General features: G+C 60.0%; 15 protein-coding genes. 11 read left to right on the top strand and 4 right to left on the bottom strand.

Annotation, left to right across the window (positions count from 1 at the left end):
- Together ACR3EQ_RS10540 and ACR3EQ_RS10535 are read left to right on the top strand one after the other, a co-directional pair.
- A complete protein-coding gene (locus ACR3EQ_RS10540; RefSeq protein ID WP_480490579.1) occupies nucleotides 1-1,272 on the top strand; it encodes an aspartate aminotransferase family protein in 1,272 nt (423 codons plus the stop codon).
- A 42-nt stretch (nucleotides 1,273-1,314) separates the two neighbouring features.
- The gene (locus tag ACR3EQ_RS10535; protein ID WP_170613614.1) at nucleotides 1,315-1,695 is read left to right on the top strand and encodes a phosphotransferase-like protein; all 381 of its coding nucleotides are present in this window, start codon (nucleotides 1,315-1,317) and stop codon (nucleotides 1,693-1,695) included.
- 18 nt (nucleotides 1,696-1,713) lie between these two features.
- Here the strand turns inward: ACR3EQ_RS10535 and ACR3EQ_RS10530 are convergent, their stop codons facing one another.
- Nucleotides 1,714-2,547 (bottom strand): prephenate dehydratase, encoded by an 834-nt coding sequence (locus ACR3EQ_RS10530; RefSeq protein WP_480490578.1) that lies wholly within the window; start codon nucleotides 2,545-2,547, stop codon nucleotides 1,714-1,716.
- 119 nt (nucleotides 2,548-2,666) lie between these two features.
- On the opposite strand from ACR3EQ_RS10530, the gene ACR3EQ_RS10525 reads away from it, so the two are divergent.
- The 5 genes from ACR3EQ_RS10525 to ACR3EQ_RS10505 all read left to right on the top strand — a co-directional run bounded on the left by ACR3EQ_RS10525 (nucleotide 2,667) and on the right by ACR3EQ_RS10505 (nucleotide 9,038).
- On the top strand, nucleotides 2,667-3,176 hold the full coding sequence (locus tag ACR3EQ_RS10525) for a c-type cytochrome (protein ID WP_170613798.1): 510 nt from the start codon (nucleotides 2,667-2,669) through the stop codon (nucleotides 3,174-3,176).
- A 174-nt stretch (nucleotides 3,177-3,350) separates the two neighbouring features.
- Complete coding sequence (locus ACR3EQ_RS10520; RefSeq protein WP_480490577.1) at nucleotides 3,351-5,261, top strand: extracellular solute-binding protein; 1,911 nt, start codon at nucleotides 3,351-3,353, stop codon at nucleotides 5,259-5,261.
- Nucleotide 5,262: 1 nt separating this feature from the next.
- Nucleotides 5,263-6,357, top strand: coding sequence for a microcin C ABC transporter permease YejB (locus tag ACR3EQ_RS10515; RefSeq protein WP_170613608.1), 1,095 nt, complete (start codon nucleotides 5,263-5,265; stop codon nucleotides 6,355-6,357).
- On the top strand, nucleotides 6,358-7,464 hold the full coding sequence (locus ACR3EQ_RS10510) for an ABC transporter permease (protein ID WP_170613606.1): 1,107 nt from the start codon (nucleotides 6,358-6,360) through the stop codon (nucleotides 7,462-7,464).
- A complete protein-coding gene (locus ACR3EQ_RS10505) occupies nucleotides 7,461-9,038 on the top strand; it encodes an ABC transporter ATP-binding protein (RefSeq protein WP_480490575.1) in 1,578 nt (525 codons plus the stop codon). The genes ACR3EQ_RS10510 and ACR3EQ_RS10505 overlap by 4 nt, the downstream gene beginning before the upstream one ends.
- Before the next feature lie 20 nt (nucleotides 9,039-9,058).
- Here ACR3EQ_RS10505 and ACR3EQ_RS10500 read toward each other — a convergent pair whose 3' ends face one another.
- On the bottom strand, nucleotides 9,059-10,987 hold the full coding sequence (locus ACR3EQ_RS10500; RefSeq protein WP_170613602.1) for an elongation factor G: 1,929 nt from the start codon (nucleotides 10,985-10,987) through the stop codon (nucleotides 9,059-9,061).
- Between the two features lie 181 nt (nucleotides 10,988-11,168).
- Entirely contained in the window at nucleotides 11,169-12,524 is a 1,356-nt protein-coding gene (gene hemN, locus ACR3EQ_RS10495; RefSeq protein WP_480490573.1) for an oxygen-independent coproporphyrinogen III oxidase, read from the bottom strand.
- A gap of 61 nt (nucleotides 12,525-12,585) precedes the next feature.
- Here hemN and fnrL point away from each other — a divergent pair, with 61 nt between their 5' ends.
- Nucleotides 12,586-13,329 (top strand): transcriptional regulator FnrL, encoded by a 744-nt coding sequence (gene fnrL / locus ACR3EQ_RS10490; protein ID WP_170613598.1) that lies wholly within the window; start codon nucleotides 12,586-12,588, stop codon nucleotides 13,327-13,329.
- Nucleotides 13,330-13,355: 26 nt separating this feature from the next.
- The gene (locus ACR3EQ_RS10485) at nucleotides 13,356-13,610 is read left to right on the top strand and encodes a GlsB/YeaQ/YmgE family stress response membrane protein (protein ID WP_170613596.1); all 255 of its coding nucleotides are present in this window, start codon (nucleotides 13,356-13,358) and stop codon (nucleotides 13,608-13,610) included.
- Nucleotides 13,611-13,667: 57 nt separating this feature from the next.
- Here ACR3EQ_RS10485 and ACR3EQ_RS10480 read toward each other — a convergent pair whose 3' ends face one another.
- Nucleotides 13,668-14,507, bottom strand: a complete 840-nt coding sequence (locus tag ACR3EQ_RS10480) for a universal stress protein (RefSeq protein WP_170613594.1) — start codon at nucleotides 14,505-14,507, stop codon at nucleotides 13,668-13,670.
- Between the two features lie 197 nt (nucleotides 14,508-14,704).
- On the opposite strand from ACR3EQ_RS10480, the gene ccoN reads away from it, so the two are divergent.
- Nucleotides 14,705-16,312 carry a cytochrome-c oxidase, cbb3-type subunit I gene (gene ccoN, locus ACR3EQ_RS10475; RefSeq protein ID WP_170613592.1) on the top strand — a complete coding sequence of 536 codons (1,608 nt, stop codon included), beginning with the start codon at nucleotides 14,705-14,707 and terminating at the stop codon, nucleotides 16,310-16,312.
- A gap of 14 nt (nucleotides 16,313-16,326) precedes the next feature.
- A complete protein-coding gene (gene ccoO / locus ACR3EQ_RS10470) occupies nucleotides 16,327-17,055 on the top strand; it encodes a cytochrome-c oxidase, cbb3-type subunit II (RefSeq protein WP_170613590.1) in 729 nt (242 codons plus the stop codon).
- Nucleotides 17,056-17,062: the final 7 nt, after the last annotated feature.

Below are 17,062 nucleotides of genomic sequence, written 5' to 3'. Positions count from 1 at the left end.
ATGCTGAAAATCAATACGCAATCCGAATGGATCGCCCGCGCGAACGAGGTTCTTCCCGCCGGCGGGTTTGGCAATTTCGATCCGGGTATCATCATCGCCCGCGGCGAAGGCAGCCGCGTCTGGGATGAGGATGGCAAGGAATATGTCGATTACCTGATCGGCTCGGGGCCGATGCTGCTGGGCCATGGCCACCCCGAGGTGATGGAGGCGGTGCTGGAGCAATTGCCCAAGGGTATGACCTTTTTTGCCAACAATGCAAAGGGTGTCGAGCTGGCCGAAGCGATTGTCGATGCGGTGCCGTGTTGCGAGCAGATCCGCTTTGTCGCCTCGGGCGGTGAGGCGGATATGTATGCGATCCGGCTGGCCCGCGCCTATACCGGTCGCGACAAGATCCTGAAATTCGAAGGCGGTTATCACGGTATGAGCGCCGAGGCGCAGATGAGCCTGGCCCCCAGCCGCGAGGTCAACTTCCCACAGGCCGTGCCCGACAGCGCCGGTATCCCGCAGGGCGTGGCCGACCAGATGCTGATCGCGCCTTTCAATGATCTGGAGGCGGTGTCGAACCTGTTGAATGAACATGGCGACATTGCGGCCATCATGGTCGAGCCGCTGCAGCGGATCATCCCGCCTGAACCGGGATATCTGCAGGGGCTGCGCGATCTGTGCGACAAGCACAGTGTTCTGCTGATCTTCGATGAGATCGTGACCGGGTTTCGTCTGGCCTATGGCGGTGCGCAGGAGAAATACGGTGTGACGCCCGATATCTGCACGCTGGGCAAGATCACCGGTGGCGGTTTTCCCCTGGCGGCTCTTGGTGCCAGCGCCGAGATCATGAAGCATTTCGACAAGGCGAAGGTGGGCGAAGAGGGCTGGCTCATGCAGTTGGGCACGCTGTCCGGCAATCCGATCGCGTCCGTGGCCGGTTTGAAAACCATGGAGGTTCTGCGCCGCGACGGTGTCTATGACAAGCTGCGCGCAACCGGAAAGGCGCTACAGACCATGCAGTCTGAAGCGCTGAGCGCCGCCGGTATCCCACACCGGATTTGCGGCGATGAGACACTGTTCGACATCTATTTCACCGCCAACACTTGCCGGGACTACCGCAGCGCGAAACATGATGATCCCCAGCGCAACGTCGTCTACAACGCCGCCTTGCGCGAGGCGGGTATCTTCAAGGCGCCGGGCAAGCTGTACCCGTCGCTGGCCGTGACCGAGGCTGATCTGGAACACACACGTGCGGCGGTGGCAAAGGCGGTTGCGGCCATCGTCTAAGGGTTTTGGCGCCCTGCGATCAGGTTTGCCCGGGCTTGCGCAATGGCCGGTGTTCTGCGCAAGTCGCATCTGAGTGGTGTCCCGGGATACCGCTCTTCAGGATCGAACCCAACAAGCTTGGTCCCCAGAAATGTCGCAGATCATATTCTGCACCCGCCGGACTGGGCCGAAGCCATGAAACAGGGGCTGAGACACCATGACATGCTGTTTGTCGGCGTGCACTGCCCGGTGCCTGAGCTGATCCGCAGAGAGGCAGCCCGCGGTGACCGTCCGCCCGGCAGCGCGGAACAGGACCAGCGGACAATTCACAAAGGCCGGCAATACGATCTGGAGGTCGACGCGATGGACGGGGTGGATGCCAACGTGGACGCGATCCTTGCGGCGTGGCGCAGCGGCACGCGCAAATCAGAATTCGCGATCTAGCGTTGGGGGGCTTGACGTTTAGCCGCGCGGCTGTGCCGCCGGGTAGACGCCCAGAATTTCAACGTTGGTCGTGAAGTGTTCCAGCTCGTCCATGGCCAATTGCACGTTGCGGTCCTCGGGGTGCCCAACGATGTCGGCGTAGAACTGGGTCGCGGTGAACGAGCCGTCGATCATATAGCTTTCCAGCTTGGTCATGTTGATGCCGTTTGTCGCAAAACCGCCCATCGCCTTGTAAAGGGCGGCCGGGATGTTGCGCACCTGAAACACGAAGCTGGTGATCATGCCGTGATCCCCGCGTGGCGTCAGGTCGGACTGCCGAGACATGACCAGAAACCGGGTGGTGTTGTTGTCGCGGTCCTCGATATGGCGGGCCAGCACGTTCAGGCGGTAGATTTCTGCCGCAAGCTCGCTGGCAAGGGCCGCCGAATGCAGCTCGGCCTGTTCTGAAACCTCGCGCGCGGCACGGGCGTTGTCGGGGCTGACGCGGCCGCGAATGCCATGTTCCTTCAGAAATCCCGCGCATTGCGGAAGCAGCACCAGATGCGAATGCGCCTCGGTGATGTCTTCAAGCTTTGCGCCCGGAACGCCCAAAAGGTTGATGTGGACGCGCACGAAGGCCTCATCGATGATGTGCAGCCCGCTGTGCGGCAGCAGCCGGTGAATGTCGGCCACCCGGCCATAGGTCGTGTTCTCGACCGGCAACATCGCCAGATCCGCGTCACCGGCGCGAACCGATTCGATCACATCCTCGAAAGTGCGGCAAGGCAGGGCCTCCATATCGGGGCGCGCGTTGCGGCAAGCTTCGTGGCTGTAGGCGCCGGGCTCACCCTGAAATGCGATGCGATTGGTCATTTGGTCGATTCCGTGCAACAAGTTCTTGATTTGGGCGTTTAGTCGCGGTGTCTATACCTTGCCTCTTGCAAGGGGAAGCCTTAGACACCCCGCAGACAGCTGAAATGGACTCGCGATCAATGTTCGACACGATGACAGTTACCAAGGCCGCCGCAGGCCTGTTCGGCACCTTCCTGGTGCTTCTTCTGGCCAAATGGGGGGCAGATGTTCTCTATAGTGTAGATGCCCATGGCGCCGAAGCCGCCTATGTCATCGAAACCGAAAGCTCGGGCGAAAGCGCCGACGGCGAAGAAGTGGTATTCGAGGACATGCTGGCAGCGGCCGATCCTGAAAAGGGTGCGAAGGTATTCCGCAAGTGCACCGCCTGCCACAAGCTGGAAGACGGCGCCAACGGCACTGGCCCATATCTGTACGCGATTGTGGATCGTCCGGTTGCGTCCGCCAAGGGCTTTACCGGCTATTCCGCATCCATGCAGGCCCATGGCGGCAACTGGACGCCAGAGGCGCTGGATGCCTTCCTGACAAGACCCAGCAGCTACATTTCCGGCACCTCGATGAGCTTTGCCGGCCTGAAGAAGCCGCAGGAACGTGCCGACCTGATTGCCTATCTGCAGACCATCGGCAACTGATCGGCCGATCGGATGAACCGAATTCAAAGCCGCTGCCCCGTGCAGCGGCTTTATTTTTTGTCTAAGGACAACTTCACAATCCGTTCACGCGTTCTAAACTTGCAACTTACAGTTCTGGCCTTTTAGCTGTCGGTCACAACAATGAAGACGGAAACGACCAAGAGGATGAGCACCATGAAATCCCTTCTGTCCAGTAATCTCAAATTGCACGCCCGGTCCTGGGCTGCCGTTGTGGGGGTTTCTGCCGCTCTGGTCGTGGGGGCCGCGAATCTGGCCGGGGCCGTTGAGGAGGGCGTGACGCGCAGCCACGGGTATTCCTATTTTGGCAATCTCGACTACCCGCCCGATTATCCGCATCTGAACTATGTCAATCCCGAAGCCCCCAAGGGGGGCGAGCTGTCGCTGGCGGGGTCTGGCACCTTCGACTCGCTTAATCCTTATTCGCGCAAGGGCCGCGCCGGGGCGCTGACGTCGATCCAGTATGATGCGCTGATCGACAGCGCGTCAGACAGTGTGGGGCAGTATTACGGTCTGCTTGCACACAGCATGGAGTATGATGAAGGGCGCAATTACGTGATTTTCCACATGCGACCGGAGGCGACGTTTTGGGATGGAACACCGGTGACAGCCGAGGATGTGGTCTACAGCCATCGCCTGTTCATCGAGCAGGGGTTGCCATCTTATGCGCAGGCCGTCGGTCGCATGGTGACAGGGGCCGAAGCGCTGGACGATTACACGGTGAAATTTTCCTTTAGCCCGGAAGTGACGCGCCGCGGGCTGATCGAAACGGTCGGGTCGACGCCGGTATTCTCGAAAGCCTGGTTCGAGGCTGACGAATCCCGCCGTCTGGACGAGCCCCGGCTTGAGGTTGCCGTGGGGTCCGGGCCTTACAAGCTGGACAGTTACGACATCAACCGGCGCATCGTCTACAAACGCCGGGACGATTACTGGGGCAAGGATCTGCCGATCAACGTTGGCCGCAACAACTACGACACCATTCGTATCGAGTATTTCGCCGATCAGACTGCCGCGTTCGAGGGGTTCAAGGCTGGTGAATACACCATGCGGATCGAAAGTGACCCCAAGCTTTGGGCCTCGAGCTATGATTTTCCGAAGCTGACCCAAGGAACGGTCGTCCGCGATGAGATTGCGGATGGCAGCCCTCCGACGCCTTCCGGGTTTGTGTTCAATCTGGGTAAACCGCAATTCGAAGACAAAAAGGTGCGGCAGGCGCTGGCGCTGGCCTTTAACTTTGAATGGGCCAATGAATCGCTGATGTTCGGCTTGAACGCACCGCGCAATTCCTTTGTTCAGGACACCCATATTGAGGCCAAGGGGCCGCCGGAGGGGGCTGAACTGGCCTTTCTGGAAAACCTTGGCGATATCGTGCCGGATGAGGTTCTGAGCGAACCGGCCCTGGTAATGCACGAGTCCAGTTCGGCGCGCCTGAACGATCGGCGAAACTTGCGGGCGGCCTCGAAGCTGCTGGATGAGGCTGGCTGGCCGGTTGGAGATGGCAATCTGCGCCGAAACGAACAGGGTCAGACGCTGAAGGTGAACATTCCTTATTCTTCCAGCATTCCGACCTCGACCGCGACGATGATCGAGACCTTTGTTCAGAACCTGCAGGCCATTGGTGTGGATGCAACGGCGGAAAAGGTGGATCCGTCGCAATACACGCTGCGCCGGCGCGAGCGGGACTATGACATGATCCATTCCACCCAGTACGGGGCATTCCTGTCCACGGGTGGCGGGCTCAGCCAGATGTACGGCTCGAAAGAGGCTGCGTTCAGCCTTTTCAATCCGGCCGGTCTGGCCAGCCCATTGGTGGATGCGGTGATCGAAGCCTCGTTCGATACCACGAATCAGGCAGAACAGGACGCGGCGTTGATGGCGCTTGACCGCGTGTTGCGGTATGAGTTTTTCGTGATCCCGGATGGATACGTTGCGGACTATTGGACGGCTTACTACGACATGTATGAATACCCGGAAAACCTGCCTCCGTTCAGCCTTGGTTATCTGGATTTGTGGTGGATCAATCCGGAAAAAGAGGCGGCTCTGAAAGCGAAAGGCGCGCTGCGATAACATGGGCGCGTATATTCTAAGACGCCTGTTGCTGGTCATTCCGACCCTTCTGGGCATCATGATTGTTAACTTCACGCTGGTGCAGTTCGTGCCGGGCGGGCCGGTTGAACAGATCATCGCCCAGATCGAAGGGCAGGGCGATGTGTTTGCCGGATTTGCAGGCGGTGGCGATTCCGGGGCGGCCTCGGAACCTGCCGGGGGCGCCTTTGACGACAAATATGTCGGCGCGCGGGGGCTGCCGCCTGAATTCATTGCCGAACTGGAGAAAGAGTTCGGCTTCGACAAGCCTCCGCTCCAGCGCTTTCTGAGCATGATGGGCAACTACCTGACGCTGGATTTCGGCGAGAGCTATTTCCGGTCCATCAGCGTCATCGATCTGGTGCTGGAAAAGATGCCGGTTTCGATCTCGCTGGGTCTTTGGTCGACCCTGATCGCCTATCTGGTGTCGATCCCGCTGGGCATCCGCAAAGCCATCAAGGACGGATCGACCTTTGATACCTGGACCAGCGGAACCATCATTGTGGCCTACGCCATTCCCGGTTTCCTGTTCGCCATCCTGCTGCTGGTGCTGTTTGCGGGCGGATCCTACTGGCAGATTTTCCCGCTGCGGGGGCTGACATCGGACAATTGGGACAGCCTCAGCCTGATTGGCAAGATTGCGGACTATTTCTGGCACATTGCCCTGCCGATCATTGCGCTGACGATTTCGGCGTTTGCAACGCTGACGCTGCTGACCAAGAACTCGTTCCTGGATGAAATCAAGAAGCAATATGTGATGACCGCCCGCGCCAAGGGCCTGAGCGAGCGCAAGGTTCTGTACGGTCATGTGTTCCGCAATGCGATGCTTATCGTGATTGCGGGCTTTCCGGCGGTGTTCATCGGGGTGTTCTTTGGCGGCTCGATCATCATTGAGACCATATTCTCGCTGGACGGGCTGGGACGGTTGGGGTTCGAGGCCGCGGTGGCGCGTGATTACCCGGTAATATTCGGCACGCTGTTCATCTTTGGTCTGATGGGGCTGGTGGTCGGCATCATCAGCGATCTGATGTACGTGGTGGTCGACCCGCGCATCGATTTCGAAAAGCGGGAGGGGTAAATGGCGCTGTCCCCACTCAACCAGCGCCGCTGGCGCAACTTCCGGCGCAATGGTCGCGCGTTCTGGTCGCTGATCATCTTCTCGGTTCTGTTCGGCCTGTCGCTGTTCGCCGAGTTCATCGCCAACGACAAACCGATTCTGGTGAAATACCGGGGCGAGTTCTTCACGCCGGTGTTCAATTTCTACGCCGAAACCGAATTTGGCGGGGATTTCCAGACCGAAGCCATTTATCGCGACCCCGAGGTGAGATGCCTGATCGACAGCGGTGGTCTTGATCAGTGTTTTGACGATCCCGAGCGGATCATCGAAGAAATCGATGCCGGCACTTTTCAGGCGGACGGGTTCGAGCGGGGCTGGGCGATCTGGCCGCCAATTCCGTACTCCTACAATACCAGTGTCGACCGGCCGGGTGCGGCACCGCTGCCGCCGAACGGGCAGAATCTGCTGGGCACCGACGACACCAAACGTGATGTTCTGGCGCGCGTAATCTACGGGTTCCGGCTGTCTATCCTGTTCACGCTGGTCGTCACCGGCGCGGCCAGCCTGATCGGGGTGTTTGCAGGGGCCATCCAGGGCTATTTCGGCGGCTGGCTGGATCTGATCTTTCAGCGGATCATCGAAATCTGGTCCGCGACACCGTCGCTCTATGTCATCATAATCATGTTTGCGGTTCTGGGGCGAAGTTTCTGGTTGCTGGTCATCCTGATGATCCTGTTCAGCTGGACCGGGCTGGTCGGGGTTGTGCGGGCGGAATTCCTGCGTGCGCGCAACCTTGAATATGTCCGCGCGGCCAAGGCGCTCGGCGTCGGCAACATGACGATCATGTTCCGGCACATGTTGCCCAACGCGATGGTGGCCATGCTGACCTTCATGCCATTTATCGTGACCGGCACCATCGCGGGGCTGGCCAGCCTTGATTTTCTGGGTTTCGGCCTGCCGTCCTCGGCCCCGTCACTGGGCGAACTGACCTTGCAGGCAAAACAGAACCTGCAGGCGCCGTGGCTGGCCTTCACCGCGTTCTTCACCTTTGCCATCATGCTGTCGCTGCTGGTTTTCATCTTTGAAGGCGTGCGGGATGCGTTTGACCCCAGAAAGACGTTTTCATGAGCTTGTTGGATGTGAATAACCTCAGGGTCTCGTTCCGGCAGGACGGGCAGGTTTCCGCGGCGGTCAGGGGTGTGTCCTTCACCGTCGACCGGGGCGAAACGGTCGCGCTGGTTGGGGAATCGGGGTCGGGCAAGTCTGTAACGGCGCTGAGCACGGTTTCACTTTTGGGTGACAGCGCGATTGTCGAAGGTTCGGTCACGTATGAAGGTCAGGAAATGATCGGCGCGTCCGAGGACAGGCTGATGGATTTGCGCGGCAACGATATCAGTTTCATCTTTCAGGAGCCGATGACCTCGCTCAACCCGCTGCACACGATCCAGAAGCAGATGGCCGAGTCGCTGGCCCTGCATCAGGGTGTAACCGGCGACGAAGCGCGCGAACGGATTGTGGAACTGCTGATCAAGGTTGGCATCCGCGACCCGAGGGATCGGCTGGACAGTTATCCGCACCAGTTGTCCGGCGGACAGCGCCAGCGGGTGATGATCGCGATGGCGCTGGCCAACAAGCCGGACATCCTGATTGCGGATGAGCCGACAACCGCGCTGGATGTCACAATTCAGGCGCAGATCCTGGAGTTGCTGGCTGACCTGCAGAAGTCCGAAAACATGGGGATGCTGTTCATCACCCACGATCTGGGTATCGTGCGGCGGATCGCCGACCGGGTGTGCGTGATGAAGGACGGCGAGATTGTCGAAACCGGCGTGACCGCCGAAATCTTCGACAACCCGCAGCACCCCTACACGCGCAAGCTGCTGGCGGCGGAACCGTCGGGCGAACCCGATCCGGTGGCCGCCGATGCCGAGGAAGTGGCGCGGACGAACCACCTGAAAGTGTGGTTTCCGATTCAGCGCGGGTTCTTCAAGCGGACGGTGGGCCATGTGAAGGCCGTCAACGATGCGACGCTGTCGGTGCGCGCGGGTGAGACGCTGGGGATCGTGGGCGAAAGCGGGTCGGGCAAGACCACGCTGGCACTGGCGATCATGCGGCTGATTGCCTCTGAAGGCGGGATTACATTCCGCGATCAGGACGTGCGCCGCTGGTCCACGCGTGAATTGCGCCGTCTGCGCAAGGATATGCAGATCGTGTTTCAGGACCCGTTCGGCAGCCTCAGCCCCCGCATGACCTGCCAGCAGATCATTGCCGAGGGCTTGGCGATCCACAACGTTGACCCGCACCGCGCGCCGCGCGAACTGGTGGCCGAAGTGATGACCGAAGTCGGTCTGGACCCGGCGGCGATGGACCGGTATCCGCACGAGTTTTCCGGCGGTCAGCGTCAGCGCATCGCCATCGCGCGGGCCATGGTGCTGCGGCCCAAACTGCTGGTGCTGGATGAGCCGACCAGCGCGCTGGACATGACGGTGCAGGTGCAGATCGTCGATCTGCTGCGCGATCTGCAAAAGAAATACGGGCTGGCCTATCTGTTCATCAGTCACGACCTGAAGGTGGTGCGCGCCATGTCGCACAACGTTATCGTTATGCGAAATGGCGACGTGGTCGAGATGGGCCGGGCCGAGGACCTGTTCGAGAATGCCCAGACCGATTACACCCGAGAACTGATCGCGGCGGCGGGCTGAGAGCAGCCCGCAAAGGTGCGTCAGGCGTTGGCCGTTTCACGCGATGCCGATTTCGGCACCGGTCCGCGCAGTTCCTGATAGTGATCGAAGCTGAGTTTGACCCAGCCGGTACCGCGCGTGGCACTGGCAAGGGTGCGGTGCAGCTCATCCTCGGCCACGGCGGGAAGCTGGGCGTTGAAGATCTCCCAGCCCGAGGCATTTGGGTTGCCTTCGAAACCCAGAACCTGCCCCTGGAGCGAGCTGATCGTCGGCACCAGGTCGCCCACAAAATCCGACGGCAGGTGGATCTCGGCGTTCAGGATCGGTTGCAGGACAACGGGTTTGCCCTGCGGCAGTGCCTCGCGCACGGCATTCTTTCCCGCAGTGCGGAAGGCATAGTCCGAACTGTCCACGTTGTGGTGCTTGCCATCGCTCAGCGTGACTTTGACATCGACAACGGGAAAGCCTTCGGGGCCTTCAACCAGCGCGTCCTTCGCGCCGTGTTCAACCGACGGAATGTAGTTCTTTGGGACCGCGCCGCCTTTGACAACCTCTTCGAACTGAAAGCCCGATCCGCGCGGCATGGGCGCGACCGTGATCACGACGTCAGCGAACTGACCGGCACCGCCCGATTGCTTGCGGTGTCTGTGACGATGTTCAACCGGTGTCCGGATGGTTTCGCGATAGGCAGTTTCGACCTGATCCGCCTCGATTTCGATCCCGAAGTCTTCTGCCAGCTTGGCGGTGACGCGCCGCATATGCTGAGGGCCCTGCGAGCCTAGAATCGCGTGACCGCTCAGTTCGTCCTGTTCGAGGGTCAGGCCGGGGTCGATTTCGACCAGGCGGCTCAGCGCGTTGGACAGGCGTACGTCGTCCCGTTCATGCGCCGGTGAGACGATCTGCCGATGCGCCGCGGGACGCGAGGTGGCCCAGTCCGGCAGAGGCGTGGCGGAGGAACTGTCGTAAATGTTGCCCGGATTGAGGTGATCGGACTTGACGGCGAGACCGATCTGACCGGCCTCAAGCGCGCCGATCTGGGTCTTGGCGTCCAGCGTGGTCAGGTTGCCGACGGTTTCGCCGCCCAACGCCTCATGCGCGGTGACGCCTTCGCCAAGGCCGCGCAGCACGATGATCTTGCCAATGTGTTTTTTCACGTCGGCGAACCCGGCAATGGCGCGGGCATTGTCTGCGGCCTCATCCCGCCCGGCGGCGATGTCGAACTCGGGCGCTTCGTGGCGCAGGGCTTTCATCAGGCGGGTCAGGCCGTTGCCGTGGCTGGCGGCGCCCAGGCAAGCGGGGATCAGCTGGTGGTTCTGCAGAACCTGTGCGGCCAGTTCAAAAACCTCTTCGTTGGGGGGCTGCTTGTCCTCAATCAGCTGTTCCAGCAGCTTGTCGTCGAAGTCGGACAGGGTTTCTAGCAATTCCGTGCGCGCTTCCTGTTCGCGGTCCTCGACCGATTGAGGCAGTTCGATCAGGGCCGAGGGCTGGCCTTCCTGATATTTCCACGCCCGCTCGGATATCAGATCAACCGCGCCGATGATGGCCTCGCCGTCGCGAATGGGCACCTGCCGTAGCGCGATATGATGGGTGCAATAGGTTTGCAGGGCCGCGATGATATCGCGGATGCGGCCGTTGGGGTTGTCCATCCGGTTGATGAACAGGAAGCAGGGAATCCCTGCTTCTTCGACCAGTCTGAGATAGGGGGCGCACAGCACCGCGGCGTCCGGGTCAGGCGGAACCACCACAACCGCCGCGTCCGAGATTGCCATGGCAGGACCGACATAGGCCAGGGAATCCCCGCCGCCATCCACGTCGATGGCGCACCACGGCTCGTCCAAATAAGAAAAACCGTGCAGATGCACGGTTCCGGATACGTCGAATGTCGTTGGCCGACCATCAAGGCGGCTGATGGCCTCGACCAGGGTGGATTTGCCCGATTGACTGGGGCCGAGGACGGTGAAAACGCGCATGAGTGCTGTCCCTCTTTCAGGTTTAAGAACGACTGCGCGATATCGGCTGCCTTGCGCTGACGCGCAGGGGTCAATTGCCTGAAAACGGATCTGCCTCGGGGTTGGGGCGGCTTGCCGCCCGCGTTCTTAAGTTTGCGGAATACCCCCTGTCTGCGTCAACCCCCCCTCTGTCCGAAGTCAATCAGATGGCCGAACTGTGGCCTGCCTTGCTGAGGTCATAGGCGTCAAAGCTGCGGGCGATCATCCGGGTCAGGGCACGGGCCTCGGGCGGGATGAAAAGACCGTCCCCGGTCACCTGCAGCAACCCGTCGAACGCATCGTTGGCCGTGTTGAACATGCCCTGCAGTTCCCCGACCGAGATGTCGTGGTCACGCAGGATTTCAGACGAATCGATCCGGAAATCACACATCAGCGCCTCGATCAGGCGGGCGCGCAGGATGTCCTGCCCCTTGAACAGGTGCCCGCGCGAGGTCGAGAACTGGCCGTTCCGGATGGCCTTGGTATGCGCTGACGTCGCTGGCGCGTTCTGGGCGTACCCTTGCGGAAACTTTGAGATCGAGCTGGCACCAACGCCGATCAGAACCTCGGCCTGATCGTCGGTATAGCCTTGAAAGTTCCGTTTGAGCTTTCCGGTCTGCAGTGCACGGGTCAGCCCGTCATCCTGCGTCGCGAAATGGTCGATACCAATCTCGGCGTAATCGTCCCACATGAACAGGCGGCGCGCGGTATCGAACAGGTCAAGCCGCTGTTCCGGCGTCGGCAGCGCGTCCGAGGGGATAAGCTGCTGGCGTTTGGCCATCCAAGGCACATGGGCATAGCCATAGAGCGCCACGCGGTCCGGGCTGAGCGACAGCAGCTTTTGTACGCTTTCGGTCATCCGGGTCTTGGTCTGATGCGGCAGCCCATACAGGATATCGGCGTTCAGGCTGGTGATGCCGCGTGCGCGGATCATGTCGATTGCCTTGCGCGTGGTGTCATAGCTTTGGATGCGGCCGATGGTTTTCTGGATTTCGTCGTCGAAATCCTGCACCCCGATCGAGGCGCGATTCATGCCGGCCTCGGCCAGGGCGTCCAGCCGTGCTTCGTCGATTTCGTTCGGGTCGATCTCGACCGAGTACTCGGCGTCCGGGCCCAGCGGCACGATGTCCAGAATCCGCGCTGCCAGATCGCGCATCAAATCGGCGTTCAGCAGGGTTGGCGTGCCGCCGCCCCAGTGCAGCCGCGACAGGGTGACGCCCTCGGGCAGGCGCGCGGCCAGCAGATCAAGCTCGGCCTTCAGAACGTCAACATAAGCGATGACGGGGTTGTCGGTCTGTGTTCCCTGGGTTCGGCAGGCGCAGAACCAGCACAGTCTGCGGCAAAAGGGGACATGGATGTAAAGGGACACGGCGCTTCCGGGCTGAATGCCCGAAATCCAGTCGCCAAACATGCCTGATCCCACATCGTTGCTGAAGTGGGGCGCTGTCGGGTAGCTTGTGTAACGCGGAACTTTAGCGTCAAATAGTCCAAGCTGTGCTAATTGTGGTTTCACTATCATGGCGATACCGTTAAGGGACGGCCTTCAACAAGACCTTGACTGAGATCAAGTGGAAACGCGAATGAACCTGAATTCCCAATTTGACCACTCGAATTGTGCGGACTGCCCGATCCGGCACCGTGCCGTGTGTGCCCATTGCGAACCCGACGAGCTTGTGGAACTGGAAGAGATCAAGTTCTACCGCAGTTTCGAGGCCGGGCAGACAATCATCTGGTCCGGCGATCAGATGAATTTTGTCGGCTCCGTGGTTTCGGGCATCGCCTCGCTGACGCAGACGATGGAAGATGGCCGGACCCAGATGGTGGGCCTGTTGCTGCCCAGCGACTTTGTGGGCCGTCCGGGACGCGAAACTGCGCCCTATGACGTTCAGGCCACAACTGATCTGGTGATGTGCTGTTTCCGCAAGAAACCGTTCGAAGAATTGATGAGCACAACCCCGCATATCGCGCACCGGCTGCTGCAGATGACGCTGGATGAGCTGGACGCGGCCCGCGAGTGGATGCTTGTCCTTGGGCGCAAAACCGCGCGCGAGAAGATTGCCAGCCTGTTGTCGATCATCGCGCGGCGCGATGCTTCGGTGGCCCAGAAAAGCAACTCCGGTCCAATGGTGTTTGATCTGCCGCTCACGCGTGAGGCGATGGCGGACTATCTGGGGCTTACACTGGAAACGGTCAGCCGTCAGATGTCGGCGCTGAAAAAAGACGGCGTCATTACACTGGACGGAAAACGCCACGTGACCATTCCGGACATGGCGCGCCTCATGGATGAGGCCGGCGATGATGCGGACGGCGGTTTTCTGGTCTGACACCCGATACGCAAAAGGAGATTCGGATGGAGTTCACCAGCCTGCTTGCAATGTTGTTCATCGGCGCAATCGCCGGATGGCTTTCAGGCAAGATCATGGAAGGCCGGGGTTTTGGCCTGTTCGGCAATATCATCATCGGGATCGTCGGCGCGTTTCTTGCGGGCGCGATTTTCCCGGCCTTGGGCTTTTCGGTTGGCGGTGGGCTATTCTCGTCGATCTTTTTCGCAACCATCGGTGCGGTGATCCTGCTGTTCGTGATCGGCCTGATCCGGCGCAACTAGTTTAGAATACTGCCCCAATGAAAGGGGCAGTATCTGCAAGCCGCACGTCCCTTCGGATCAATGGGCCAAAAAGACCGGCACAACGGATTGTTCCAGCATGTTGCGGGTGGCACCGCCCAAAATGGCCTCGCGGAACCGCGAATGGCCATAAGCGCCCATGACGATCAGGTCAGCCTCGGTATCGCCAGCATGGCGGTTGAGGATGTCCGAGACGCGGGTCATGGTTTTGCTCAGCACGTCAATTTCGCATTTCACCCCGTGCCGGGCCAGCATTTGTGACAACAATCCGCCCGGGTCCGAGCGGTCTGGTCCGTGGCGCGGCGGATCGATGACGACGATGCGCACCAGGTCCGCCTGTTTCAGGAAGGGCAGGGCGCGGCGGATGGCCCGCATGGCCTCGACGCTTTCATTCCATCCGATCAGAACGGTTTTGGGTTTCTCGAACGGCGTCACATCATCGGGCACAACCAGAACCGGTGCGTGGCCTTCGAACATGGCGGCTTCTATGATGGGCTCGGCCTCGGCCGCGCGATCTTCGCCATAAGGCTGCGGCAGCACAACCAGATCGGAAAACCGTGCGCGATGGGCCACGTGGCGGCCGATATCGGCAATCTGGGCCACGCCGTTTTCCGCGGACCAGCGGATCCCGGTTTTGCCCAGGTAGTTCTTTGCATACTCCAGAACAGCGTCGGAATCGGCATTGGCGCGGCTGAGCGTCTCCTGAAGGATCAAGGCGTTTGCGCCAGCGTAATAGTAGCCGGTCTGGCTACGATCAACGCCGAGACACAGCGCTTCGACATGCGCGTCCTGCGCGTTTGCCAGAGCTACAAGCTGGGCCAGTGCCGCGTTCGCCTGCTTTGTCTCTGTCATGACTGTTAGAAGGGATTTGTAAGCCATTTTGACCTCACTCGATGTGCGCGGGGGGCAAGCTGCGACCAGTTAACCCACTCAATTGTTTATCACTGCCACGGAAAACAGGCTATTGTCTTGACACAGATCAAAGCAGCTATGGCCCTTGTCAGACAGAACAGCGGCCAGTCAAATGGGTTTCGTGCGGCGTCAAGAATCGCACGGGGCATGCAAAGGGACGCAATATGTCAAATTACATCAAGCTGATCGTGCTTGGTCTGATCGTGATTTTTGCCGCGATCGGGTCCAACTATGCACGGGATTTGGCGTATCAGGTGCACGCGATTCTGGTGATGCTGATCGCCGTTGGATTGTTCATCTGGACGCTTCGAAACACAGATGAGCCAGATATTCTCGTAGACCGCTCGGCCGAGTACATGGATGACGTGATCCGCTATGGCGTGATCGCAACTGCCTTCTGGGGCGTGGTCGGGTTTATTGCAGGAACTTTCATTGCGTTTCAGTTGGCCTTTCCGGCACTGAATTTCGAATGGGCCCAAGGATATCTGAACTTCGGCCGTTTGCGTCCGCTGCACACATCGGCGGTGATTTTTGCCTTTGGTGGCAACGCCTTGATCGCAACCTCGTTCTATGTTGTGCAGCGCACCAGCGCCGCGCGCCTGTGGGGTGGCAATCTGGCGTGGTTCGTCTTCTGGGGCTATCAGCTGTTCATCGTGCTGGCGGCAACCGGCTATGTCCTTGGCGGTACGCAATCCAAGGAATACGCCGAACCCGAGTGGTATGTTGACCTGTGGCTGACAATTGTCTGGGTCGCCTATCTGGCCGTTTATCTGGGCACGATCATCAAGCGGAAAGAGCCCCATATCTACGTGGCCAACTGGTTCTATCTGGCGTTCATCGTCACTGTCGCAATGCTGCACCTGGTGAACAACATGACCATCCCTGTCAGCATCTGGGGTTCGAAATCGGTCATCGTCTGGTCGGGTGTTCAGGACGCCATGATCCAGTGGTGGTATGGCCACAACGCCGTGGGCTTCTTCCTGACTGCGGGCTTCCTGGGCATGATGTACTACTTCATCCCGAAACAGGCCGAGCGCCCCGTGTTCTCGTACAAGCTGTCGATCATCCACTTCTGGGCGCTGATCTTCCTGTATATCTGGGCCGGTCCGCACCACCTGCACTATACGGCGCTGCCTGACTGGGCGTCGACGCTGGGTATGGTGTTCTCGGTGATCCTGTGGATGCCGTCCTGGGGTGGCATGATCAACGGTCTGATGACCCTGTCGGGTGCATGGGACAAGTTGCGTACAGACCCGGTGATCCGCATGATGGTGATCTCGGTCGGTTTCTACGGCATGTCCACCTTTGAAGGCCCGATGATGTCGATCCGCGCCGTGAACAGCCTGTCTCACTATACCGACTGGACCATTGGTCACGTGCACTCGGGTGCGCTGGGTTGGAACGGCATGATCACCTTTGGTGCGCTGTACTTCCTGGTGCCTGTTCTGTGGAAGCGGGAACGCCTGTACTCGCTGCAGATGGTCAGCTGGCACTTCTGGCTCGCGACTATCGGCATCGTGCTCTACGCCGCGTCGATGTGGGTGACCGGTATCATGGAAGGCCTGATGTGGCGTGAAGTGGATGCCAACGGCTTCCTGGTGAACTCGTTCGCCGACACCGTGGCCGCCAAGTTCCCGATGTATGTGGTTCGTGCTCTGGGTGGCGTTCTGTTCGTCGCTGGCGCTGTGATCATGTGCTACAACCTGTGGATGACTGTGCGGAAAGCGCCGGCCAAAGAGGCCAGCCTGACCGTCTCGGTCCCGGCTGAATAAGGAGGGCCGGAGCTATGGCAATTCTCGACAAACACAAGATCCTCGAGACCAACGCGACCCTCCTGCTGATCTTCAGCTTTCTGGTCGTGACCATCGGCGGCATCGTGCAGATCGCGCCCCTGTTCTACCTTGAGAACACCATCGAGAAGGTGGAGGGCATGCGTCCTTACACCCCTCTCGAGATGGCGGGGCGTGAGATCTACATCCGCGAAGGCTGCTATACCTGCCACAGCCAGATGATCCGTCCGATGCGGGACGAGGTCGAACGCTATGGCCACTACTCGCTGGCGGCTGAATCGATGTATGACCACCCGTTCCAGTGGGGGTCGAAACGCACCGGGCCCGATCTGGCCCGCGTCGGCGGCCGGTATTCGGATCAGTGGCAGGTGGACCACCTGCGTGATCCGCAGTCGGTGGTGCCGGAATCGGTGATGCCGAAATACGGCTTCCTCGAGCATCGCAAGATCGATGGCAAATACATTGGCGACATCATGAAAGCGAACGCGATGGTCGGCACGCCCTACACCGACGAGATGTTGGAAAACGCCGTGGCGGACTTCCGCGCTCAGGCCGATCCGGACAGCGACTATGACGGGCTGCTGGAACGCTATGGCGACAAGGTCAACGTGCGCAACTTCGACGGTCAGCCCGAACTGACCGAAGCCGATGCGCTGGTCGCCTATCTGCAGATGCTGGGAACGCTGGTCGATTTCTCGACCTTCACCCCGGACGCAAGCCGCTAAGGGAGGA

It is taken from the genome of Ruegeria sp. AN11 (assembly GCF_056536005.1).
The sequence above is the reverse complement of the archived record's forward strand: the minus strand, read 5'-3'. Positions and strand labels throughout refer to the sequence as shown.